This is a genomic window from Paenibacillus sp. FSL R7-0273 (assembly GCF_000758625.1).
In the GTDB taxonomy this organism is placed as follows: domain Bacteria; phylum Bacillota; class Bacilli; order Paenibacillales; family Paenibacillaceae; genus Paenibacillus_AQ.
Genome location: NZ_CP009283.1, coordinates 6,317,501 through 6,338,003, shown reverse-complemented (window position 1 = coordinate 6,338,003; position 20,503 = coordinate 6,317,501). Strand labels below are relative to the sequence as shown.

Here is a 20,503-nt window from a genome sequence, read left to right as displayed (position 1 = left end):
ACAAGCCTTAGCCATTACATAGAAAGAAGGAAACGGCCATGGAAAATATCCGTTGTGAAGGAAGCAATATTTGTTACAGTGATCAGGGGCAGGGTGAGGTTATTGTACTGCTCCACGGCTTCTGCGGAAGCTCGGCGTACTTTGAGCAGGTCATTCCTTATCTGAGCGGCAGCTACCGGGTAATTGCTCCCGATCTGCGCGGCCACGGCGCATCGGATGCTCCGCTTGGCGCATACAATATCGATCAGATGGCGGATGATGTGCTCTCGCTGCTGAATTCGCTAGAAATAGAGAAGGCCTATCTGCTGGGCCATTCCATGGGCGGCTATGTCACGTTATCCTTTGCCCAGCGCTATGCGTCCCGGCTGAAGGGCTTCGGGCTTATCCATTCAACCGGCTATCCGGACAGTGAGGAAGCCAGAGAGAAACGGCTCAAGAGCGTCAGCACGATCCAGAATGAAGGGATTACCGCATTTGTGGATGCGCTGATTCCCGGACTGTTCGCTGTGGATGCTGCTCCGCAGCTGCTCGAACGGGCCAAGGAGATCGGCTACAAGACGCCGCCGCAAGGCGCAGCCGGTGCAGCACTGGCAATGCGTGAGCGCCCGGACCGCCGGGATGTAATCTCTGCAGCTGCTGTGCCGGTGCTGCTTGTTGCAGGTACGGAAGACAGCCTGGTGCCGGCTGAACGGATCTTTACCTCCGATAAGGCCAATATAACGAAGGCAGCGATCTCCGGAGCAGGCCATATGAGCATGTATGAGGCGCCGGAGCGTCTGGCCGAGATTATTAAGGATTTTGTACAGGTGCCTGCAGCTAAGAAATAAGCGGCATGCCGGAATAACACAGGTAAGCCCAAAAAGGCAGCTGCCGCAGATATGCGGACGGCTGCCTTTTTGGGCTATGTATGGCTGAAGGGGTGCGCGTGGTGGCGCAGAGGAGCGGGAATGGTTTAAGATGATCGTTAGAGGCATCTTATACTCAGTTGACTGCGGTTATATAAAACGGCAGTTAGCATATTTTCCGGGGAGGCGTGGCAGTAATGTTCCGAAGAGACTATATCGTCCGGATGATTGAAGATATGACAGCAATGGTGGCTAAGGTACTGACCCTTAAGCAGGAGAAGAAGACGACGGAGGCCCTGTGGGAAGTGGATGAGCTGTTTAACCGGCATTTCCGGCTGAATTCCCGGCTGCTGAACTCCCTATCCGTGGAAGACATGATCGAAATGTTCCGCATGGGCGGTGTAATAGAGTCCGACAAGCTGCAGGGTGTAGCCCGGCTGCTTAAGGAGGAGGGCGGCATTTATGCGGCTGCCGGGAATAAGGAAGCTTCAATGCTGAGATACATGCGTTCCCTGCATTTATTCCTCTATGCAGACCAGCACGGTGCTGACCGGGAGCTGCTGGGGATGACCGGGGAAATCGGAGAGCTGCTGGATAACATACAGGGCTACCAGCTTCCGGTCAAAACAGAACGGCTGCTGCTTCCCTATCTGGAGTCTGACGGGCGTTATGCCAAGGCTGAGGACAGCCTGTACCGGCTGTGGGAGCAGGGGGCGGATGTGGCTGCGGAAGGACATGGACTGTACCGGCGGCTGCTGCTTAAGGAGCCGGAGGCGCTGGAGCTTGGCGGTCTGCCGCTGGAGGAAGTCCGCCAGGGACAGGCAGAGTGGGAGAGGATTACTGAAACCAGGGAATTATAAAATGCAGACAGCAGGCTGCTGCAGTCTTTTATAATATCAATGTGCTGGACATGCTATAATATAACGGCTACTAAGGAGAACCCGTTCTCCATTTCAATATGTGAAAGTGAGATGTACCCCGTGGAATCTTTAAATACATTAATCGTACAGGTGATTAACAACCGCACCTTAATATCGGCTACTTTAAGCCAACTGCGCAGTAAAGGCGAGGTCGCCTACAGTAAGGTGCAGGTCAAGCCGGTTGAGCTCAAAGGGAAGCTGCATTACCAGTTTGCCTACTTTACCGGACCTAAGGTTGAGCACCGGAACATTCCGGCTGAAGAAGCTGCCGCAGAGATGATGTCCCTGCTGCGGTCAACCTTCCGCCAGGCGCTGGTGTGCACCATTGAGGCAGACTATCAGGTGCTGATCAGCAAGAAGTACAAAGTGTCGATCCTGACCAAATCTGCCAGCAAGGAGGAGGCGCCTGATCTGGCCCATAACCGCAAGAAGCGCTACGTGCTGGATGAAGGAGAGCCTGTTCCGTTTCTGGTCGAGCTGGGGATAATGAACAGCGAAGGCAAGGTGCTGGCCAAGAAATACGATAAGTTCCGCCAGATTAACCGTTTCCTGGAGATGGTTGAGGATGTGCTGGCCGACCTGCCGGCCGGACGGCCTTTAACCATTGTTGATTTCGGCTGCGGCAAATCGTACCTGACATTTGCCTTGTATCATTACCTGGCCGTCCGGGAGCGCCGGGAGCTGAATATTGTCGGCCTGGACCTGAAAGCGGACGTTATCGCCCACTGCAGCCAGCTGGCTGCGAAGCTGGGCTATACTCAGCTGAAGTTCCTTGTAGGCGACATTGCGGATTACAACGAGCTGGATCAGGTGGATATGGTCGTGACTCTGCATGCCTGCGATACCGCCACGGATGCCGCGCTGGAAAAAGCGGTCCGCTGGGGCGCCTCGGTCATCCTTTCAGTCCCCTGCTGCCAGCATGAGCTGTTTAACCAGGTAGAGAATGAGGTGCTGAATCCGCTGCTGTCACACGGAATTCTCAAGGAGCGCTTCTCGGCGCTTGCCACCGATGCGATCCGGGCCAAGCTGCTGGAGCTGATGGGCTACCGCAGCCAGCTGCTGGAGTTCATTGATATGGAGCATACACCCAAAAACATTCTGATCCGCGCCGTCAAAGCCGGCGGCGGGGACAAAGCCGCCAAGTGGCGTGAATACAGCGCCTTCCGTGATTTTCTGGGGGCAAAGCCTTATCTGGAACGCGTCTGCGCGGACCTGCTGCCCGGGGAGTCTCCGGCACAGGGCTGACAGCCGCCCGGATGACCCAAAGATAAATAAGTGCGATACGAGCAGGACAGCTTTTCTCCGGTTGGAGCAGGGCTGTCCTGCTGTTTGTTTTGGTCCGGGACTGCCAGACCTCCGTTGCGGCCGGGCGAATCTGGACATACTGGCAGATATCCTGGATGTCCGGAGTGGTGAGATGAGTATGGATAAAATGAACCGCAGGCTAAGGACTGCTGTGATATGGGGAGGGGCAGGACTGACCGCTGCTGCAGCGGCTGCGGCCTGTGTGCTGCGCGGCTTATTTTTTGCCAGAGAAATGTACGGGCTTATGACACTATGGTTCGGTCTGTGTGCGGCCGCTGCGGCTGTCTGCCTGTTTGCAGGCTGGCGGCAGGCTAGAGTGCCCGCGTGTCCGGCCCAGCCCGCTATAAGTAAACCTTCTGTACCAGCTCCATTCCTGCGCAGGCTGAGCTATAGTACCGGAGAGGCGAAGGGAGGTCAGCGGGCAGACAATGCCGGTATTGTCCGCGGGACCGGTAATGCGGCCTTCGTAGCGGCGGGCTGTCTGCTGCTGATTTTGGCGCTATATGCCGTTCAGCTGCTGCGGGAGCCGTTATCAGTGCTGGGCACGCTCAATGAGCTGCTGCGCTGGGGTTTGTATGCGGGCTTTGCTTTTTTTGCCGCCCTGTGTGCAGGCAGCCGCCGGGGAGTGCGGTTTCTTGAAGCGCTCTGGACGATGCTTGGAATGACAATCTGCTTAAGCGGCCTGCTGGCAGTCTGCGGCGGCCTGCCGGTTCCCTTCGCTATTGCTTACACAGCTTCTCCGGCAGTCAGTGTTACCGGAGCGAGGCTGGCCGGACTGCTCCAGTACCCGAATGCCTTCGGTGCCGTGATGGCCGTCTTTCTGCTGGAGCGGGCTATAGCTGCCGCTGCTGATGAAGACGCAGCGGGCACATTGGCACGCGGCCCGCTCCGCGCAAGGCAGCTGCTGCGCATGCTGCCTCTGTTCCCTTACGCCGCCGCGCTGCTGCTCAGCGAGTCGCGCGGCGCCATGCTCGCTGCGGCCTGCGCCGCCGCAGCAGCAGTGCTCCTGCAGCGGCAGCTTGCCGTGCCGCTGCTTATGTGCGCCGCCGCGCCTGCGGCTGCTGCGGCGCTGCTCTACCGCCAGCTGGCCCGCACCGGGCTGGCGGCAGAGCCCTTGCCCGGCCTGCTGCTGCTGGCCGGGTGCTGGGCCGGCGCGCTGCTCGCCGGCCTGTGGCTGTGCCGCCGCAGCCGGCGCGCGGCGGGCAGGCACCCCGCCGCCATGCTGCTGGCGGCGGGGCTCTGGACGGCGGCGGGCAGCGCCGTCCTGGTACTGCTGCGCGGGCGGATCAGCGGGCCGTCCCCGACGGCCGCCGCCCGCGGGCTGTTCTACCGCGACGCCCTGCGCCTCGCGGGGGAAGCGCCCTGGCTGGGGCAGGGGGGCGAAACCTGGCGCAGCGCGTACCTCGCCGCCCAGTCCCGCCCCTATGTCGGCAGCCAGGTACACAGCGGCTACCTCGATTTCCTGCTGAATCTCGGCATCGCCGGAAGTGCCGTTCTGCTGCTGATGCTGCTGGTAGCACTATATATAGCCGGCAGGAACGCCCCGGGGCTGCTGCCGCCGATGCTTGTAATCCTTCTGCACGGGGCGGCGGATTTCAGCTGGACCTACGGGCTGTTCTGGCTGCTGCTGTTTCTGCTGGCAGCAAGAGCGCTGGCCGGGTCGCCGTCCCGCAGGTTAGCTAACCGGGAAGGGGCATCTGGAGTCCGCCGGCGGCCTATAGAGAGCGGCACTTCAGTTCAGCGGTCCGGAGTGCGGGAATTACTGATCGCTACGCTCTGCTTTTGTCTGATATTTGGCGGATGCTCCTTCAAGCTGTGGAGGGGAGAGGCCTTGTTCAGGCAGGCCGCCCGTTCTTCAGATCCTGAGGCCCGGAGCGTGCTGCTCCAGAAATCGCTGCGCTACAATCCGTATGCTCCCCGAACAGCTATACAGCTGGCGGCGCTGCTTCCGGAGAAGGAGCGGATAGGGCTTCTGCACAGCAGTCTTAAATATTCCCCGGAGGATGCCGGATTGAGCTGGCTGCTGGCAGATTCGTATTTGGTTGGCCGTGATCCGGGGAGAGCATTGTACTGGATGAGAAGGAGCCTGGATTTGGACAGGTTTAATACCTTCAAATGGGAGAGCGCAGCAAAGGGCATGCTGCAGATGGGGCAGCATTATTGGGTGATGGGTGACCGGCAGAGGGCAGCAGCCAGTGCATTTGCCGGGCAGGAGCTGATGAGGGGATACCGGCTGCTGGCACTTTATGAACACCATAAAGGTCCGGCGCATAATGACCGGGGGTTTACATTTTTATCTGAAGCCGAAGAGGTGGGGGCGGAGCTGAATCGGCTAATTGCAGCAGCCTCCCCTGTTAATGCGCCGTATGAAGCTTCGGGAAACGCTTTTGACTAGCAAGTGCCCTATGCCTTCATCCGCTGAGTAATAAACCAGGAGTAAACATAAGGGACAATGACAGCAATCAGCAGAGAGGTGATGATGAGACTGATGGACACCGTCCGGGGTAAAAAGGCAGCAAGCACGAGCATTACTCCCCCGGCCACCCACATGTATCCGGAAAAACGGTGGGTTTTCCGCCACACTTCAGGGCTCGCAAGCGTCCAGGGTGTCTTGATGCCGGTAAAATAGTTGTCTTTAATCTGCGGCATGTAATTGCCCAGCGCGATGAACAGTACCCCGACGACCGCAATGGCAAGCTTGCCTGCAGCAAAATCCGGATTCAGTCCTTTGGCCACAGCAAGCACCAGCATAGCATCCATCATGACGGCTATAGCCAGACGGATCATTTTATAAGCCCCGGTAAATTTGCTGTAATTGTCCTGCTTGGGATCAATCCGCCGGATGAACTGCATAGCCAGCGGAAGAACGAGGCCCAGGAGGACACCTTGGATAATAATTGAGCTTTTCGGCCAATACCTGTTCACTTCTCCGGTAATGCTGAATTGGGCAGGCAGCTGGTCAGGCAGTTTGCTGTAATTAATCAGTGCGTACCCGAGTGCAAGCACACCGAGAATAACGATCAGCGTGTCCTGCCATTTCCATTTAAAATCCTTCATCACAATTCCTCCTTGTCTGATTGAAGCTTACGGACGGGATCCCCGGCTGCCGGGAGCTTAGCCTCACTGCTTTTCCCGGTACCGGTCAGCTCCAGAAACCACCCCAGAACCTCTTCGAGCACAGTCGTATCGAGTGAATACACAATAAACTGCCCCTTGCGCTCATCCTGTACCAGTCCTGCGTGCTTAAGGGCGCTCAAGTGATGGGAGATGCTGGGCTTGGTCATCTGAAAATAATCGGCGATCTCTCCGGCGGTCCGGTCCTTCTCACGCAGCAGCCGGATAATTTGTCTGCGGGTTGGATCGGCGAGCGCCTTAAAGGATTCATTCATCTTCTGTCCAACCTTTCGATATTTAGGTAAATGTCTAAATATATAATCTAACGTATTCCGGTAATTGTCAATGGCAGATATGCAGCTGTGTGTCCCAACTAGAAGTTGTAAGCAGGCATATGCTAGAATAAGCTAGTAGAAGCCGGGTACATAGAGCAGAAAATGCCGGGATTTCCGGCAGTTAACATTTTGTATGCACAAGGGAGGAGGGCTGGAATTGCATGTTATATCTGATCTGATCTCACATCTGTTTGAGTGGATTCAGAGCCTTGGTTATTTCGGGATTATGATCGGGCTGATGCTGGAGGTTATTCCGAGTGAAATCGTGCTGGCGTTCGGGGGCTATCTCGTTTCCCAGGGCGACATTAATTTCTTCGGAGCGATTATTTTTGGTACAATCGGTGGTGTTATTGCGCAAATTTTTGTGTACTGGATCGGCCGCTACGGGGGAAGACCGGTGCTGGAGAAATACGGAAAGTATATTCTGATCAACAAAAAGCATATCGACCACTCGGAGGAATGGTTTAAAAAGTACGGTACCGGTGTTATTTTCACCGCCCGGTTCATTCCGGTCGTCCGTCATGCGATCTCTGTGCCTGCAGGTATTTCACGCATGCCGCTTGGCAAATTTACGCTGCTGACTACACTGGCCGTCATTCCGTGGAGTGCGCTGTTTGTATACCTGGGTTATACCCTGGGTGACAAGTGGGAGACGATTGATGAGGTTGCGGGTAAATATACCCGTGAGATTCTTCTGGTTGCCATTGCCGTTATTATTATCTATTTTCTGTTTAAGTGGTATAAATCAAAAAAGAAGGGTAGTGCAGCATGAAGCAGAACGTAGCCCATAAGTTTGGCCAAGGCCTGACCCCCCGCCAGTTCGTGGAGAGTATGACCAAAAACCAGCAGGCGTTTGAATCCTGGTATGAGAAGTTTGCCTGGGATAAGGAAGAAGACCGTGAATTTTTTGAAAGCCTGAACCACCGTGACGATCTGCGTGTGCTCATTCTGGCTGCGGACTGGTGCGGTGATGTTGTTCGCAATGTGCCGGTTGTATTCCGGATTCTGGAGACCGCAGGAATCAAGACCGAAGTGCTGATTCTTGAGGAGAATCAGGATATTATGGATGATTTTCTTACCATGGGCGGAAGATCCGTGCCGGTCGTAATCTTTGCCGATACGGGCGGATACGTGCTGGGTCACTGGGGACCGCGTCCGGAGCATGTGCAGACGCTGATGCGTGCCTTCAAGCAGGAGAACCCGGACCGTGAAGCTGCCGATTATGACAGTAAAATTGCGGAAGTGCGCAAGGCCATGGGGCAAGCCTACGGGGAAGGAACGGAGTCGCATGCAGTCATTGCCAATGAACTGCGCACTCTGATTTCAGGCTTCTAATCCATGCTGAATATCCGTTCCTATAATCTGGGGCCGCTCCAGACCAATGCCTATCTGCTAACCGGAGCTGATCCGCAGCGGGGTGTCATTATCGACCCCGGCATGAATCCTGCTGCACTGCTGCGCGCTGTCAAGGATATGGAGATTGAGGCTATTCTGCTGACCCACGCCCATTTTGACCATATCGGCGGCGTAGATGAGCTACGCAAAGCCAAAAACTGCCCTGTCTATGTACATGCCCTTGAGAGTGAATGGCTGGTCAGCCCCAAGCTGAACGGCTCCCTGATGTGGCCTGAGGCATCACCTCCAATTCGTACGGAGCCTGCGGAATATGATCTGGCCGAGGGCCAGATTCTGGAGCTGCTCGGACTCACCTTTAAGGTTTTCCATACTCCGGGCCATTCGCCGGGGAGTGTGAGCTTCCTTTGCGGGAACGATCTTTTTTCCGGAGATGTCCTGTTTAAGCTTGGCGTGGGACGTACGGATCTGCCTGGAGGCCGTGAGCGTGATCTGGTTGATTCACTGCGCGGCAAGCTGTACCGTCTGGATGAAGAAGTGAAGGTGTATCCGGGGCACGGACAGCGGACGACCATAGGCTTTGAGCGCCGGAACAATCCTTACGTATCCATGCCTTGACGTTATTTCTTACCAGCTGACAAAAAGCGGGAAAATAGGGATAGACATAAGGATACAAAGTTGCTACAATAACGTTAATTAAATGTAACATTTACCTCGCGAAGCACGCAGACTGCGGAACTAATCCCGGTTTGCGTTCTTTTTTTGTCTGTTTATACGGGTTTTATTTGTATGGGAGGAAGTTAATTGAAGAACGATATTATTGATTTATATGATTACTCCAATTTAAGTGAAGCTGATTTCAAGGCTGAAAGCATAGAGGGACCGGCGTTCTACCAGCCAAGGGCGAAGGAGAAGCCGGCAGTTAGGGAAACGCCGGGCAATTTGTGCTTTTGGGGATTTCCCGGCGGCCGGGGGCGCTATCAGCCCTGGCGGCGCAGATTGTGGGAACTGCAAAATAACCTGGACCGTGAGTGAACGATCCTGCTGCCCTGCACGTATTACAGCTGTGCACAAATGAAGGAGGGAACAGGGGGCTGATGAATGAAGGGACGCTGGAGTTAATCAGGCAGGCACAGAAGGGTGATGCTTCGGCGCTGGCCGCGCTTTTGCGGGAGCATTACAGCTTCTTGTTCAAATATTTAATCAAGGCTACTATGGACCCTTCGCTGGCGGAGGAGCTGGCCCAGGATACTATGGTGCGGGCCATGGAGAAGATTGGCCATTACAACGGGACCTCCGCTTTTTCCTCATGGCTGATCACTATTGCAACCCGGCTGTACATTGACCGTAAACGGCGTTGGAAGCGGGAAACAGAGTGGCTGCGCCGGGAACGGGGGACAGCTGCGATCCGCTGGAGGTTCGAGAGCCGTAATATGGAGTGGAGCGAGGTGCTTGATGCACTGTCCAGACTGCCGCTGCCCCAGCGGGTGGCTGTACTGCTCAAGCATTATTACGGCTACAGCTATGAAGAGATCGGGACCATTATAGAGGTTCCTTCCGGAACCGTTAAATCGCGTGTGTCTGCAGGCCTGCAGCAGCTGAGAAAGGAGCTTAAAGAGGATGAATGAGGATACGGGGAACCAGAAGCTTTTAACTAAGCTGTCCGCTGAGCTGGAACGGCTGGATGCACAGTATGATGACATCTCGGCGCCGTCCTTACCGGCGGTGCAGCAGTTTTTGGCCGCCGAGGCTGTCCGCAGACGGCGCCAGAGCCGCCGGGAGCTGCTGCTGTTTTTACTGGCTGCGATACTTCTCCTGGGTATTGTTCTGGCCGTTCTTGGTTTCGCGCCTGCAGTCTACTGGATTCTCCAGGCGGTAATTCCGCTTGCTGTACTTGGCGGCCTGACAGCGGCAAGGATCAGGCAGCGGCAGGGGGATAGAGGGCAATGAAGGAGCTGCATGATGTGCCCTATTGGCTGTGGGCTGTTATTGCAGCCATATTGCTGATTCAGGGAACATGGCTTTTCCAAGATGCCCGGAGCAGGGATAAGGGCAGGGCGGCCTGGTTCTGGGGATTATGGGGGATGACCGGATTGCCCACTCCGCTGATTGTTTACCTGCTGTTTGTTGTGCTGCCGGAACACCGCCGGAGAACCGGACGGAAAAGCTGAACCCTTAATTGAAAATGTTTATTTTCAGAAAACTTTTGTGAACTTTCATTTAACACTCCTGCTGCTGCTGGACAGCTCTAGCTTTTTCTAGTAGACTGTTGAAACAAGTAGAACCATGATAGATTTTGGAGCAGGAGGTAAGGCGATGCTGCGGTTGGGAGAGAAGATTGTCATTGTTGCTGACGCGTTTGAACAGAGTCTTCCTATCGGAGACTACGGCTACCTGATTGCTTATGACCGGAATCCTGACAATGCATTTGATTACGTCATCCGGGTCCCTCAGGCTAACAGGAATTTTTATGTTACCGCGGAGGATATTGAGGCGGAGGAGCAGCTGCTGGAGGCGGAAGCCGAAAGAGCAACGCATGAAGCATTGATCGACTATGCTTTGTCGACGTATAATGAGAAGCTGTTTCATCACCTGATGAACGGCGAAGATGCGGAAGCGGAAGAAGTGGAAGCAGCCCCTAAAGAGAGTTTGTCCCAGGCGGAATTCATCAAGCAGGTGAATCTCCGGGCTTGGATTTAAGGAGGACCGGCGCAAGCCGGTCTTTTTGTTATGCGGATAAGGGCGGAATGACAAGTACATTGAATTGTCCAGGCTTCTACAATATAATTAAAAACGTTATCCGGGCGCTTTAGCCCTTTAAACAGGAGGGATATTCTTTATGAGCATTACTGTCAAAGATGTGCAGCATGTGGCCAAGCTGGCCAGACTGCAGCTAAGCCCGGAAGAAGAGGCTACCTTTACTGAACAAATGAATGCTATCTTACAATATGCCGAGAAATTAAATGAGCTGGATACGGAGAATGTGAAGCCGACGACGCATGTGCTGCAGGTCAGCAATGTCATGCGTGAGGATGCCGTGAAGGAGAGCCTGTCCCAGGAAGAGGCTCTGCTTAATGCACCAGATGATGAAGACGGTCACTTTAAGGTTCCGGCTGTACTGGAATAACCACACCAAAAAGGAGGAAACATGTTGAGCCTGTTTCAATATCGATTGCCAGAACTACATAACATGCTGCAGGGCAAAGAAATTTCCGTCAGTGAGCTGACGGAGCAGTCACTGGCTGCTATTGCCGAGCGTGACAGCAAGGTGCATGCGTTTTTAACGCTGAACGAGGAAGGGGCACGCCAGTCTGCACGTGCACTGGATGACAAGCTGGCTTCCGGCGCGGAGCGCGGCCTGCTGTTTGGACTTCCTGCCGGGATTAAGGACAATATTGTAACGAAGGGACTGCGCACTACCTGTGCCAGCAAGTTCCTTGACAATTTCCAGCCGATTTATGATGCAACCGTTGTCTCCAAGCTGCGTCAGGCTGATGCGGTAACAGTCGGCAAGCTGAATATGGACGAGTTCGCCATGGGCGGCTCCAATGAGAATTCTGCATACGGCGCTGTGCGCAATCCGTGGAATCTCGAGCATGTTCCCGGCGGCTCAAGCGGCGGCTCGGCAGCGGCTGTTGCAGCAGGTGAAGTGCTGTTCGCGCTTGGCTCCGATACCGGCGGCTCCATCCGTCAGCCGGCCTCATACTGCGGTGTAGTCGGGCTTAAGCCAACCTACGGTCTGGTTTCCCGCTATGGCCTGGTAGCCTTCGCCTCCTCACTGGATCAGATTGGCCCCGTAACCCGTAATGTAGAGGATTCCGCATATGTGCTGCAGGCGATTGCAGGCTATGATGCCCAGGACTCCACATCGGCAAAGGTGGACATCCCTGACTATCTGAGCGCATTGACCGGAGATATTTCCGGGCTCCGCATTGCTGTGCCTAAGGAGTATATCGGTGAAGGTGTAGATGCTTCTGTCCGCGAACAGGTCATGTCTGCACTCAAAGTGCTGGAGAGCCTCGGCGCGGTATGGGAAGAAGTCTCGCTGCCGCATACGGAATATGCAGTGGCAGCTTATTATCTGCTTGCTTCATCGGAAGCCTCCTCCAACCTGGCCCGCTTTGACGGTGTCCGTTATGGCGTGCGTGTCGATGAGGGCGGCGGCCTGCTTGATCTGTACCGCAATTCCCGCAGCCGCGGCTTCGGCCCTGAGGTGAAACGCCGGATCATGCTAGGCACTTATGCGCTGAGCTCGGGCTATTATGATGCTTATTATCTGAAGGCCCAGAAGGTGCGCACCCTGATTAAGCAGGACTTTGATGAGGTTTTCAAGAAGTATGACGTGGTAATCGGCCCTACAGCGCCGACCACTGCCTTTAAGCTGGGCTCGCAGACGGAAGATCCGCTGACTATGTATTTGAACGATATACTGACCATTCCGGTCAATCTTGCCGGCATTCCTGCGGTCAGCATTCCATGCGGCTTTGCCGGAGGTTTGCCGGTAGGACTGCAGATTATCGGTAAGGAATTTGATGAGAGCACCGTGCTGCGCGTTGCGCATGCCTTTGAACAGAATACAGGCTACCACAAAGAGCGGCCACAGCTGTAAGTTCCGCCGGATCATACGCTGTACAGGGAACAGGCTCACAAAACTTTTAAGGGATGAGATCATTTATGTCTAAATACGAAACGGTCATCGGGCTGGAAGTTCATGTGGAGCTTCATACCAAGTCCAAAATTTTCTGCGGCTGCTCGACGGAATTCGGGGCCCCGCCTAATACCCATACCTGTCCGGTCTGCCTGGGCCATCCCGGCGTACTGCCTGTGCTGAACCGCCAGGCGGTGGACTATGCAATGAAAGCGGCTATGGCGCTCAACTGCACTATAGGTGATGTGAGCAAATTCGACCGCAAGAATTACTTTTATCCCGATTCGCCAAAAGCCTACCAGATCTCGCAATTTGATCAGCCGATCGGCTTGAACGGATGGATTGACATTGAGGTTAATGGTGAAACCAAACGCATCGGGATTACCCGCCTTCATCTGGAAGAGGATGCAGGCAAGCTGACTCACGTTGACGGCGGTTTTGCTTCACTGGTTGACTTCAACCGTGTAGGCACACCGCTGATTGAGATTGTTTCCGAGCCTGATCTGCGTTCACCTGAAGAGGCGCGTGCTTATCTGGAGAAGATCCGCGCGATCATGCAGTATTGCGATGTCTCTGACGTTAAGATGGAGGAAGGCTCGATGCGCTGTGATGCGAACATCAGTCTGCGCCCTGTAGGCCAGGAAGAGTTCGGCATCCGTGCGGAGCTGAAGAATATGAACTCCTTCCGCGGCGTGCTGCGCGGATTAGAATATGAACAGTTCCGCCAGGGCGAGATTCTGGATGACGGCGGTGTAGTAGTGCAGGAAACCCGCCGCTGGGATGAGGCACAGGGCAAAACGCTGTCCATGCGCGGCAAAGAGGAAGCGCATGACTACCGTTACTTCCCGGACCCGGATCTCATTGTGCTGCATATCGATGATGCCTGGAAGGAATCCATCCGCCAGTCCATTCCGGAGCTGCCGGATGCCCGCCAGGCCCGGTACAGCGAGGAATACGGACTTACGGCTTACGATGCGGGAGTGCTGACCTCCTCCAAGCCGCTGGCTGATTTCTTTGAAGGCAGCCTTGCTTATACCAAGGATGCGAAGGCTGTTGCCAACTGGATGATGGGCGATCTGCTCGGGTATCTGAACAGCAACAGCTTCGAATTGTCCCAGGTTAAGATTACACCGCAGGGACTGGGCGAGATGATCGGGCTGATCGCCGGCGGCACCATCAGCAGCAAAATCGCCAAAACCGTATTCAAGGAAATGCTGGAAAGCGGTAAGCTGCCTGCAGTAATTGTTGAAGAAAAGGGCCTTGTGCAGATCAGTGACGAAGGCGCGATTAAGCAGATTGTCGAAGCGGTAGTAGCTGCGAACCCGCAGTCTGTAGAGGATTATAAGGCAGGCAAGCAGAAGGCGATCGGCTTCCTCGTCGGCCAGGTAATGAAAGAAAGTAAAGGCAAAGCCAATCCGGGGCTTGTGAATACACTTCTGGCTGAAGTGTTGAACGGCTAGGAGCGGTTTTGGGTAATTTATTATAGGATCTTCAGCACAGGGCTTGTCGGCAACGGCAGGCCCTGTGCTGGCATATAAGGGGAATGTAAGGATGAATACAATAGTCAGACTGGATCTGCAGGATGATTACACCCTGAGCGAGCTCTGGAGTCTTCAGCACAAAGCCTACAGGCTGGAGGCGGAAATGATCGGCTTCAATGAAATTCCTCCGCTGCTGGAGACAAGAGAGATGCTGGCAGCGGTAAAAGAGGTGTTCTACGGCTGCTTTGACGACAACAGCGATTTACTGGGCGCCGTTGCTGTTCTGGAGGAAACACCGGGCAGGCTGACGGTTACCCGGATGATGGTGAATCCGGAGTATTTCCGCCAGGGCATTGCCGGAGGCCTGCTTGAATTTATTTTCGGACAGTATTCCGCAATGGAGCAGTTTATAGTATCTACAGGGAAGCTGAATCACCCTGCCGTAACCCTCTATACAAAGCACGGATTTGTTCCTGCGGGTGTAGAGGAAGTGGCTCCCGGAGTAGAGCTGATTGAATTTTACCGGGGTGGGAAGCCTTGAGCAGGAAGAACTATACCTTTCGTGAGAGGAAGAGTCCAGATATGAGTTCCGAACAGCAGGATGAATCTGTTATGCCGCCTAAGCCGCCTGAAATCCCGCCGCGCCAGAAAAAACGCCCCCGCAAGCGCAAATTTATAGCAGGACTGCTCGCGGCTGTTATCCCTGGTTCCGGGCATCTCTATTTCGGGCTTCTCCGTAAGGGGATCTCTTTTCTGTTTATCATTTTATTGGACATAGCAGCTATGCTGTATTTCTCATCGATCGGCATGCAGATTAATGTTCCGCTGCTTATTTTGCTGGGGCTGCTGATTCCGGTTGTTTATTTCTACAATGTATTTGATGTGCTGCAGTCTGCTGACCGTATTCTGCTGCTGCCGGAGGAGTCTGACCCTGAGCTGCCGATAACAGCGGGCAAGACATCCGGGCGCCGTGCCTGGATCAGCGAACCTGGGATTTCCTTTGGGCTGCTGCTGCTGGTTGGCGGAGCGCTTATGTTTCTTTTCCGCCAAAAGCCCCCCTGGCTGCAGCAATATATGGAGAGCTACGCGGGGGTTACGGTTGCGGGAGTACTGAGTCTCTGTGCGCTGTGGCTGGGAGTGCGTGAAATTGCCAAAAGCATCCTGATCCGCCGGAGCGATGAACGCCGCCCCCGCCGGGTAGGCCGGTATACAGCCGTTACGGTGCTGGCAGGCGTAGGTGTTCTTATGCTGCTGGACTGGCTGAACGGTACCGAAACGATGCTGCTGCTGCTCAAATGGTGGCCGCTGATTCCAGTGCTGTGGGGCGTGGAATATCTGCTGATTTCCTTGATTACACGCCGCAGAGGCAAAATGGCCAATGCACCGAGACCCCGGATGGATCTGCGCGGACTGCTGTCGGCTGTAATCCTTGGGGCCAGCATATTCATTGTGGCTGAGCAGGAGCATTATTTGCACCTGTGGAACAAGGTCAGCCTGAACCTGACTGCTGCTGCAGTAGATTACGGGGAAGCTGAAGGTAACCGTTACGAGAAGGCGCCGCTGATTGTGCCGGTTGAGCTTAACACCTCCAAAATTACAGTCGACGGCATTAACGGGGATATCCTGATCCACCGCGCCGCAGTAGAGGACATAGAAATTACAGCCACTGTGTGGGTGGACCAGCTGGAAGGGGCGCAGGCAGAGGCTGTTTCAGAACAATCCTTTGTCCAGATAGAGGAAGGCCCGACTATCAAAATCACTCCCCAATATAAAGCATACGGTGATTCAGGCAAGCGTCAGCCGCGAATCGACCTGGATATCTCACTGCCGGAAGACCGGCGGTTTAATCTGGATGTCCGGACGATGAACGGGGGCATAACGCTGCAGAATGTCGAGGCTATTGAAGATATCGCTCTGGAAACTGGAAACGGAGAGCTGATTCTGCACCGTATTTATGGGAATGTAAAAGGAAAAACGCTGAACGGGGCCGTCCGTGCCCGTACAGTTCAAGGAAGCGTTGATCTTTCTACAGGAGGCGGGAAGATGGATGCCTGGGATGTTACTGGTGCGCTCAAGCTGACTGCTGTTGTCGGCGATATCTCTGCTGCAGGCAGCGGAGATGAAGTCAGCCTGTCCAGCAAGAACGGTAATCTAACGGTGGACGGTGCGAGAGCGAAGCTGCATGCTGAGTCGCTGAACGGTACGATTGATATCCGCTCAGAAGTGATTGGCGGGGACTGGGAGGTTTATAGTGCAGTTGGAGACATCAGCCTGTATCTGCCGGCCGCAGCAGATTATACAGTGGAGGGTTCCAGTGGTTACGGGAATATCAGCTCCGAAATTGACGGGCTGATCATTGATAAAAAAACCATTTCCGGCGAAGCGGGCAGCGGCGAGTTTAAGCTGCGTGTGGAAGGAAACAGCAGTTTAAATGTGAAGGAATATTGAAAAAAGTAATTTTTATTATATAATAATGAATATAATGTATCTGTTGCGTTGACAACATTCAAATCGGGGTTTTACAATTGCATTATAGTTTTATTTTTGTACATTAAAGGTTTAATTTAAAGGCGGTGGAATTGATGGGTAGTGGTGTACAGCATGCATTGGAACAATTGAAGACTACCGGTGTCCGTATTACACCCCAGCGTCATGCAATCTTGACGTATCTGATGGAGGCTTTGAATCATCCGACGGCAGACGATATTTACCGTGCGCTGGAGCCGCAGTTTCCAAGCATGAGTGTGGCTACGGTCTACAACAATCTCAAGATGTTTATGGAAGCCGGAATGGTGCGTGAATTGACCTACGGTGATAGCTCCAGCCGTTTTGATGCCAATGTGTCCGATCATTATCATGTCATCTGCCAGGAATGCGGTAAAATTGAAGATTTCAGTTATCCTTCCCTTCATGAGGTAGAGCACGCGGCCGAGCTGGCAACGGGCTTCAAGGTTCACGGGTTGCGTATGGAGATGTACGGAGTCTGCAAATGCTGCAGCGATAACAAGCATTAAGCTTAGAAGGATTTTAAGCTGATAGCCAGAATTTATAACGTGTGGGATCCGGCAACGGGTATCACGCGTTTTTTGTTTTGACTGGATTAGAGGGCCATTTTATGCCTGCCCTTCCAGCAGATATGCGCAACCTATGTGTTAAACATAGCGTATACTTAAGATTAGTAACTGCACTTAAATCTATAGATAGTTTTGGAGGATATACATTGGAGAGCAGACCGAGACAGGGACGTACCCGCAAGCGCGGGAGCCGCTTTAGCCTTTTTGCAGTACTTGTAATTATCGCCGCAGCCGCTTATTGGGTCGCTTTTTATGTATTGCCAAACCGTGAGCATATCGAGCCTGACTGGGAGGGTATGAAGCAGCCGGTTTTTGTAAAGGGCCAGTTAACTGGCTATTCAGCCAGTGGCACCGGCGATGAATTGCTGCTGCCGCTTCCTTTGCTGCAGGAATATGTTGATCCGGCTATCCGTTATGAAGAGGCCACCAAGTCAGTAATTCTGTCTACAGATAATGATTTGCTATATATGCGGGAGGATTCAACTTCAGCCAGCCTGAATAATGAGCCGGTTCAGCTCCGGCTTGCTCCGGAAGAGAAGGATGGGGTGACCTATCTGCCGGCTGTTTCCCTGGAGGAGCTGTACGGGTTAGAGGTAGAGGAGGATAGCGGCACCGGCGCTGTTCTGCTGATGACAGCCGGAGAAAGCGTGCCGCTCGGCACAGTAAAAGGCGAAGAGGGCGGTCGTACAAAGGCATTGCGCAAGGGGCCGACCATTCATGCACCGATTATTGCGGATATGCCACCGGGTACAGTGGTACGGATCTGGCATTCAGCTGCCGAGAATGAGGAATGGCTGTATGTACAGATGAACAGCGGCTATACCGGATTTATCAAAACCGCCGACATTACTGCTGACGGAGAAAAGACTGTGGAACAGAGGGAGTACGTACCTACGCGTGCAGAGCGCAGCTGGAAAGGGAAGGCTGTGAACCTGTTCTGGGAAGCTGTATATGAGCGTAAGCCTAACCCGGCTAATTTTGGAGAGCTGCCCGGGGTTAACGTGGTCAGTCCAACCTGGTTCAGTATTGTGGATGTTGACGGTAATGTGCGGAGTAAGGCCGACAGTGCTTATGTTGAGTGGGCGCATAGCCAAGGCATGGAAGTCTGGGGACTGCTCAGCAACAGTTTTGATGCAGATTTAACCACCGAGGCTTTGTCGAGCTATGAGAAGCGGATGACTACCATCGTTCAGATGCTGGAGTATGCTGATTTATATGATCTTGACGGCATTAATATTGATTTTGAGAATGTGTATACCAAGGACGGCGGCAACGTCACGCAGTTTATGCGGGAGCTTAAGCCGATGGCCCAGGCCAAAAATCTGATTACCTCCATAGACGTTACTCCAAAGTCCAACAGTGAAATGTGGTCGCTGTTTTTGGACCGTAGAGCGCTCAGCTCAGCCACGGACTTTTTGATTGTTATGGCGTATGACGAGCATTGGGCGTCCAGCCCTACAGCAGGCTCTGTAGCTTCCTTGCCTTGGGTGGAGAGCTCGATTAGCCGGATTATTGAGGAGGATGACGTGCCGGCCGAGAAGCTGATTCTCGGTGTACCGCTCTACACCCGCATCTGGACCGAGACAACGGAGAACGGGGAGAAGAAGGTAAGCTCCAAGGCAGTCGGCATGAAAACTGTTCAGGAGCTGCTGGCAGACAAGAAGCTGACCCCTTCCTTTGACAGCAAAGCGGGCCAGAACTATGTGGAGTACAAAGAAGACGGTGCGCTTCACAAAATCTGGATTGAAGACAAGGTGTCCCTGAAATCACGGGTTGAGCTAGCCAAATCCTTCGGACTTGGCGGAGTGGCATCCTGGACACGCAGCTTCGGAACGCTGGAGGCTTGGCAGACGCTGCAGGAAATAAGCAAATAGCAATTTTTAGTTTACAAAAGAAAGAAAGGTGCCCCGTTTGGGAGCACCTTTCTTTGTTTGCAGCCATTTTTCAGTGATTTTTCAGTAGAGGAGAAGATAATAAGAAGAGAATTGCATAATGGGCTTTTCTAAGGATGCTGAAGCTTCTGACTTTCAAGCTGCTCTGCAGTCATAGTGGCCTTTGCAGGGTCCAGGGTAAGCAGGGTGTGGCAGAACATGCAGCGGTCGGTTTTGCCAAGCATCTTGGTCAGCTTCCGGCATTCCGGGCATTCCAGCTGGACAGCGCTCGTAGACAGCATGCCCGCCCAAAAGTAGATGGCAAGACTGGCAGTCATAGAGATAAGGCCAATAACGAGTCCGATTGCGGCAGCTATTTTTCCTGCAGACCCCCAGAATACAATGCCTGCTGTTCCGGCAATCATGAGGCCCATTCCAAGCATGGTGAGCAGCAGTCCCCAGGTGCGAAAAGCATTGATTTTAGCCGACTTCATCTTCATATCGATTAGCTCCTAACTAAAATATAGTTGGGACTTCCAGAAGGAACTGACATGACTATGTAGAATATTAATATTTAAGAGAATTATAACTGACGTGATGCAAATTCGCCAAATTTGATGGAGGGAAGCATGGAACTATCCAATTTGACCCTATTGAGTGGAGAAACGTTTGATGAGACTGTCCTGGGCGCCATAGCATTGCGGCAAAAGGGTAATGCTCCGTTTCAGAGCGCTCTGCTTCACGATTTTGATATGGTGGTACTGATGCTGCATGAGGAGCAGGACAAGGAACGGGTACTGACTCATACTGTTGCGGGAGAGCGGCGGACGCAGACTGTTCATGTAGGCCTGCCGGCACTGGAACGGGCTGTGTTGGCCGGCGATAATAATGAGCTGCTTACCAGTCTGATGTCTGGTGAGGTGATCTGGGATCCCGAGGGGATACTGGAAGCAATGCGGCGTGAAATAGCGCGTTTTCAGGGGGGGCTTAAAGAGCGGGTGCTGTTTACGGAATTTGCCCGTTTTCTGCATATGTATGTAAAGTCTAAGCGTTATCTGGAAGCCGGGTATACGATGGATGCTTACAATTGTGTGCTTATGGCCTTGTATCACTGGGCCCGTATTGAAGTCGGTGAGGCCGGGTGCTTTCCGAATCCTGCGGTATGGGAGCAGGTAAAAAGTCTGAATACCCCGGTGCACAAGCTATATGAGGAACTGACGGTGAGCAAGGAAACCCTTGATCAGAGAGTTGAGCTTATTTTGCTTGCTTGTGAGTTTGCCCTGATGTCCAAAATGTCCGACTGCTGCAGACTGCTGCTTGAGATTCTCGGAAGCCGCAAAGAGTCCTGGAGCATAAAAGAATTGTTACAGCATTCAGGTCTCAGCCAGCTTGGTGCTGAATTGCCTCTTGTGCTGCGCAAGCTGGTATCCCGTTCACAGATTAGAGAAATTACTGTATGGGCTGATGATGCTGCCGGAGGCCGGGCAGTCCGTTATACACTATAAATATAAAATGATTACTGCACGAATGCTGTTGAGCTGAATAGGTCAAGCTAAG

At 53.5% G+C, this 20,503-nt stretch carries 23 protein-coding genes and 1 pseudogene; 21 read left to right on the top strand and 3 right to left on the bottom strand.

The window, feature by feature from the left end:
• Positions 1–38: 38 nt before the first annotated feature.
• The 4 genes from R70723_RS27350 to R70723_RS27335 all read left to right on the top strand — a co-directional run bounded on the left by R70723_RS27350 (position 39) and on the right by R70723_RS27335 (position 5,465).
• A complete protein-coding gene (locus R70723_RS27350; RefSeq protein WP_039877211.1) occupies positions 39–827 on the top strand; it encodes an alpha/beta fold hydrolase in 789 nt (262 codons plus the stop codon).
• Positions 828–1,042: 215 nt separating this feature from the next.
• Entirely contained in the window at positions 1,043–1,705 is a 663-nt protein-coding gene (locus R70723_RS27345; RefSeq protein ID WP_039877209.1) for a DUF6483 family protein, read from the top strand.
• A 111-nt stretch (positions 1,706–1,816) separates the two neighbouring features.
• The gene (locus tag R70723_RS27340; protein WP_179088110.1) at positions 1,817–3,010 is read left to right on the top strand and encodes a class I SAM-dependent methyltransferase; all 1,194 of its coding nucleotides are present in this window, start codon (positions 1,817–1,819) and stop codon (positions 3,008–3,010) included.
• Between the two features lie 172 nt (positions 3,011–3,182).
• Complete coding sequence (locus R70723_RS27335) at positions 3,183–5,465, top strand: O-antigen ligase family protein (RefSeq protein WP_052421494.1); 2,283 nt, start codon at positions 3,183–3,185, stop codon at positions 5,463–5,465.
• A gap of 8 nt (positions 5,466–5,473) precedes the next feature.
• Here the strand turns inward: R70723_RS27335 and R70723_RS27330 are convergent, their stop codons facing one another.
• Positions 5,474–6,127 (bottom strand): SdpI family protein, encoded by a 654-nt coding sequence (locus tag R70723_RS27330; RefSeq protein ID WP_047171249.1) that lies wholly within the window; start codon positions 6,125–6,127, stop codon positions 5,474–5,476.
• Positions 6,127–6,459: an autorepressor SdpR family transcription factor gene (locus R70723_RS31735; protein WP_047171248.1), complete on the bottom strand. Its 333-nt coding sequence runs from the start codon at positions 6,457–6,459 to the stop codon at positions 6,127–6,129. Before R70723_RS31735 ends, R70723_RS27330 begins: the two co-directional genes overlap by 1 nt.
• Positions 6,460–6,676: 217 nt before the next feature.
• Between R70723_RS31735 and R70723_RS27320 the strand changes: the two genes are divergently transcribed.
• The 16 genes and pseudogenes from R70723_RS27320 (at position 6,677) to R70723_RS27250 (ending at position 18,949) form a co-directional block, all read left to right on the top strand.
• Positions 6,677–7,291, top strand: coding sequence for an undecaprenyl phosphate transporter UptA (locus tag R70723_RS27320; protein WP_039877205.1), 615 nt, complete (start codon positions 6,677–6,679; stop codon positions 7,289–7,291).
• Positions 7,288–7,854: a thioredoxin family protein gene (locus tag R70723_RS27315; protein WP_039877204.1), complete on the top strand. Its 567-nt coding sequence runs from the start codon at positions 7,288–7,290 to the stop codon at positions 7,852–7,854. The genes R70723_RS27320 and R70723_RS27315 overlap by 4 nt, the downstream gene beginning before the upstream one ends.
• Positions 7,855–7,857: 3 nt before the next feature.
• Positions 7,858–8,490: an MBL fold metallo-hydrolase gene (locus tag R70723_RS27310; protein WP_039877203.1), complete on the top strand. Its 633-nt coding sequence runs from the start codon at positions 7,858–7,860 to the stop codon at positions 8,488–8,490.
• 186 nt (positions 8,491–8,676) lie between these two features.
• Positions 8,677–8,907 carry a hypothetical protein gene (locus tag R70723_RS27305; RefSeq protein ID WP_039877202.1) on the top strand — a complete coding sequence of 77 codons (231 nt, stop codon included), beginning with the start codon at positions 8,677–8,679 and terminating at the stop codon, positions 8,905–8,907.
• Positions 8,908–8,969: 62 nt separating this feature from the next.
• The gene (sigY, locus tag R70723_RS27300; protein WP_039877199.1) at positions 8,970–9,500 is read left to right on the top strand and encodes an RNA polymerase sigma factor SigY; all 531 of its coding nucleotides are present in this window, start codon (positions 8,970–8,972) and stop codon (positions 9,498–9,500) included.
• A complete protein-coding gene (locus R70723_RS27295; protein ID WP_039877197.1) occupies positions 9,493–9,822 on the top strand; it encodes a DUF5345 family protein in 330 nt (109 codons plus the stop codon). The genes sigY and R70723_RS27295 overlap by 8 nt, the downstream gene beginning before the upstream one ends.
• Positions 9,819–10,043 carry a hypothetical protein gene (locus tag R70723_RS27290; RefSeq protein WP_039877195.1) on the top strand — a complete coding sequence of 75 codons (225 nt, stop codon included), beginning with the start codon at positions 9,819–9,821 and terminating at the stop codon, positions 10,041–10,043. Before R70723_RS27295 ends, R70723_RS27290 begins: the two co-directional genes overlap by 4 nt.
• Positions 10,044–10,188: 145 nt before the next feature.
• Complete coding sequence (locus R70723_RS27285; RefSeq protein WP_039877194.1) at positions 10,189–10,572, top strand: hypothetical protein; 384 nt, start codon at positions 10,189–10,191, stop codon at positions 10,570–10,572.
• A 139-nt stretch (positions 10,573–10,711) separates the two neighbouring features.
• A complete protein-coding gene (gene gatC / locus R70723_RS27280; protein WP_039877192.1) occupies positions 10,712–10,999 on the top strand; it encodes an Asp-tRNA(Asn)/Glu-tRNA(Gln) amidotransferase subunit GatC in 288 nt (95 codons plus the stop codon).
• Between the two features lie 24 nt (positions 11,000–11,023).
• Positions 11,024–12,481: an Asp-tRNA(Asn)/Glu-tRNA(Gln) amidotransferase subunit GatA gene (gene gatA / locus R70723_RS27275; protein WP_039877190.1), complete on the top strand. Its 1,458-nt coding sequence runs from the start codon at positions 11,024–11,026 to the stop codon at positions 12,479–12,481.
• Between the two features lie 53 nt (positions 12,482–12,534).
• On the top strand, positions 12,535–13,980 hold the full coding sequence (gatB, locus tag R70723_RS27270) for an Asp-tRNA(Asn)/Glu-tRNA(Gln) amidotransferase subunit GatB (protein WP_039877188.1): 1,446 nt from the start codon (positions 12,535–12,537) through the stop codon (positions 13,978–13,980).
• Positions 13,981–14,071: 91 nt separating this feature from the next.
• Positions 14,072–14,542 carry a GNAT family N-acetyltransferase gene (locus R70723_RS27265; protein WP_039877186.1) on the top strand — a complete coding sequence of 157 codons (471 nt, stop codon included), beginning with the start codon at positions 14,072–14,074 and terminating at the stop codon, positions 14,540–14,542.
• Between the two features lie 539 nt (positions 14,543–15,081).
• A pseudogene (locus R70723_RS34440) lies at positions 15,082–15,261 on the top strand (hypothetical protein); the annotation flags it as partial.
• Complete coding sequence (locus tag R70723_RS34435; protein WP_442950338.1) at positions 15,247–16,449, top strand: DUF4097 family beta strand repeat-containing protein; 1,203 nt, start codon at positions 15,247–15,249, stop codon at positions 16,447–16,449. The pseudogene R70723_RS34440 and the gene R70723_RS34435, both read left to right, overlap by 15 nt.
• A gap of 134 nt (positions 16,450–16,583) precedes the next feature.
• Positions 16,584–17,015 (top strand): peroxide-responsive transcriptional repressor PerR, encoded by a 432-nt coding sequence (perR, locus tag R70723_RS27255; protein ID WP_039877185.1) that lies wholly within the window; start codon positions 16,584–16,586, stop codon positions 17,013–17,015.
• Between the two features lie 206 nt (positions 17,016–17,221).
• Positions 17,222–18,949: a glycosyl hydrolase family 18 protein gene (locus tag R70723_RS27250; RefSeq protein ID WP_039877183.1), complete on the top strand. Its 1,728-nt coding sequence runs from the start codon at positions 17,222–17,224 to the stop codon at positions 18,947–18,949.
• Between the two features lie 128 nt (positions 18,950–19,077).
• Here R70723_RS27250 and R70723_RS27245 read toward each other — a convergent pair whose 3' ends face one another.
• Positions 19,078–19,446 (bottom strand): DUF2614 family zinc ribbon-containing protein, encoded by a 369-nt coding sequence (locus tag R70723_RS27245; protein ID WP_039877181.1) that lies wholly within the window; start codon positions 19,444–19,446, stop codon positions 19,078–19,080.
• A gap of 129 nt (positions 19,447–19,575) precedes the next feature.
• On the opposite strand from R70723_RS27245, the gene R70723_RS27240 reads away from it, so the two are divergent.
• Positions 19,576–20,451, top strand: a complete 876-nt coding sequence (locus R70723_RS27240) for a nucleotidyltransferase-like protein (protein ID WP_039877178.1) — start codon at positions 19,576–19,578, stop codon at positions 20,449–20,451.
• Positions 20,452–20,503 lie beyond the last annotated feature (52 nt).

Bases quoted from the DNA above. Each gene is read 5' to 3' on its own strand.
- R70723_RS31735 (WP_047171248.1), bottom strand. From the start codon at position 6,459: ATGAATGAATCCTTTAAGGCGCTCGCCGATCCAACCCGCAGACAAATT.
- R70723_RS27330 (WP_047171249.1), bottom strand. From the start codon at position 6,127: ATGAAGGATTTTAAATGGAAATGGCAGGACACGCTGATCGTTATTCTC.
- R70723_RS27290 (WP_039877195.1), top strand. From the start codon at position 9,819: ATGAAGGAGCTGCATGATGTGCCCTATTGGCTGTGGGCTGTTATTGCA.
- R70723_RS27240 (WP_039877178.1), top strand. From the start codon at position 19,576: ATGGAACTATCCAATTTGACCCTATTGAGTGGAGAAACGTTTGATGAG.
- R70723_RS27265 (WP_039877186.1), top strand. From the start codon at position 14,072: ATGAATACAATAGTCAGACTGGATCTGCAGGATGATTACACCCTGAGC.
- gatC (WP_039877192.1), top strand. From the start codon at position 10,712: ATGAGCATTACTGTCAAAGATGTGCAGCATGTGGCCAAGCTGGCCAGA.
- gatB (WP_039877188.1), top strand. From the start codon at position 12,535: ATGAGATCATTTATGTCTAAATACGAAACGGTCATCGGGCTGGAAGTT.
- R70723_RS27245 (WP_039877181.1), bottom strand. From the start codon at position 19,446: ATGAAGATGAAGTCGGCTAAAATCAATGCTTTTCGCACCTGGGGACTG.
- R70723_RS27345 (WP_039877209.1), top strand. From the start codon at position 1,043: ATGTTCCGAAGAGACTATATCGTCCGGATGATTGAAGATATGACAGCA.
- R70723_RS27315 (WP_039877204.1), top strand. From the start codon at position 7,288: ATGAAGCAGAACGTAGCCCATAAGTTTGGCCAAGGCCTGACCCCCCGC.
- R70723_RS34435 (WP_442950338.1), top strand. From the start codon at position 15,247: ATGCTGCTGGACTGGCTGAACGGTACCGAAACGATGCTGCTGCTGCTC.
- R70723_RS27295 (WP_039877197.1), top strand. From the start codon at position 9,493: ATGAATGAGGATACGGGGAACCAGAAGCTTTTAACTAAGCTGTCCGCT.
- R70723_RS27335 (WP_052421494.1), top strand. From the start codon at position 3,183: ATGAGTATGGATAAAATGAACCGCAGGCTAAGGACTGCTGTGATATGG.
- R70723_RS27310 (WP_039877203.1), top strand. From the start codon at position 7,858: ATGCTGAATATCCGTTCCTATAATCTGGGGCCGCTCCAGACCAATGCC.
- perR (WP_039877185.1), top strand. From the start codon at position 16,584: ATGGGTAGTGGTGTACAGCATGCATTGGAACAATTGAAGACTACCGGT.
- sigY (WP_039877199.1), top strand. From the start codon at position 8,970: ATGAATGAAGGGACGCTGGAGTTAATCAGGCAGGCACAGAAGGGTGAT.
- R70723_RS27285 (WP_039877194.1), top strand. From the start codon at position 10,189: ATGCTGCGGTTGGGAGAGAAGATTGTCATTGTTGCTGACGCGTTTGAA.
- R70723_RS27340 (WP_179088110.1), top strand. From the start codon at position 1,817: ATGTACCCCGTGGAATCTTTAAATACATTAATCGTACAGGTGATTAAC.
- R70723_RS27350 (WP_039877211.1), top strand. From the start codon at position 39: ATGGAAAATATCCGTTGTGAAGGAAGCAATATTTGTTACAGTGATCAG.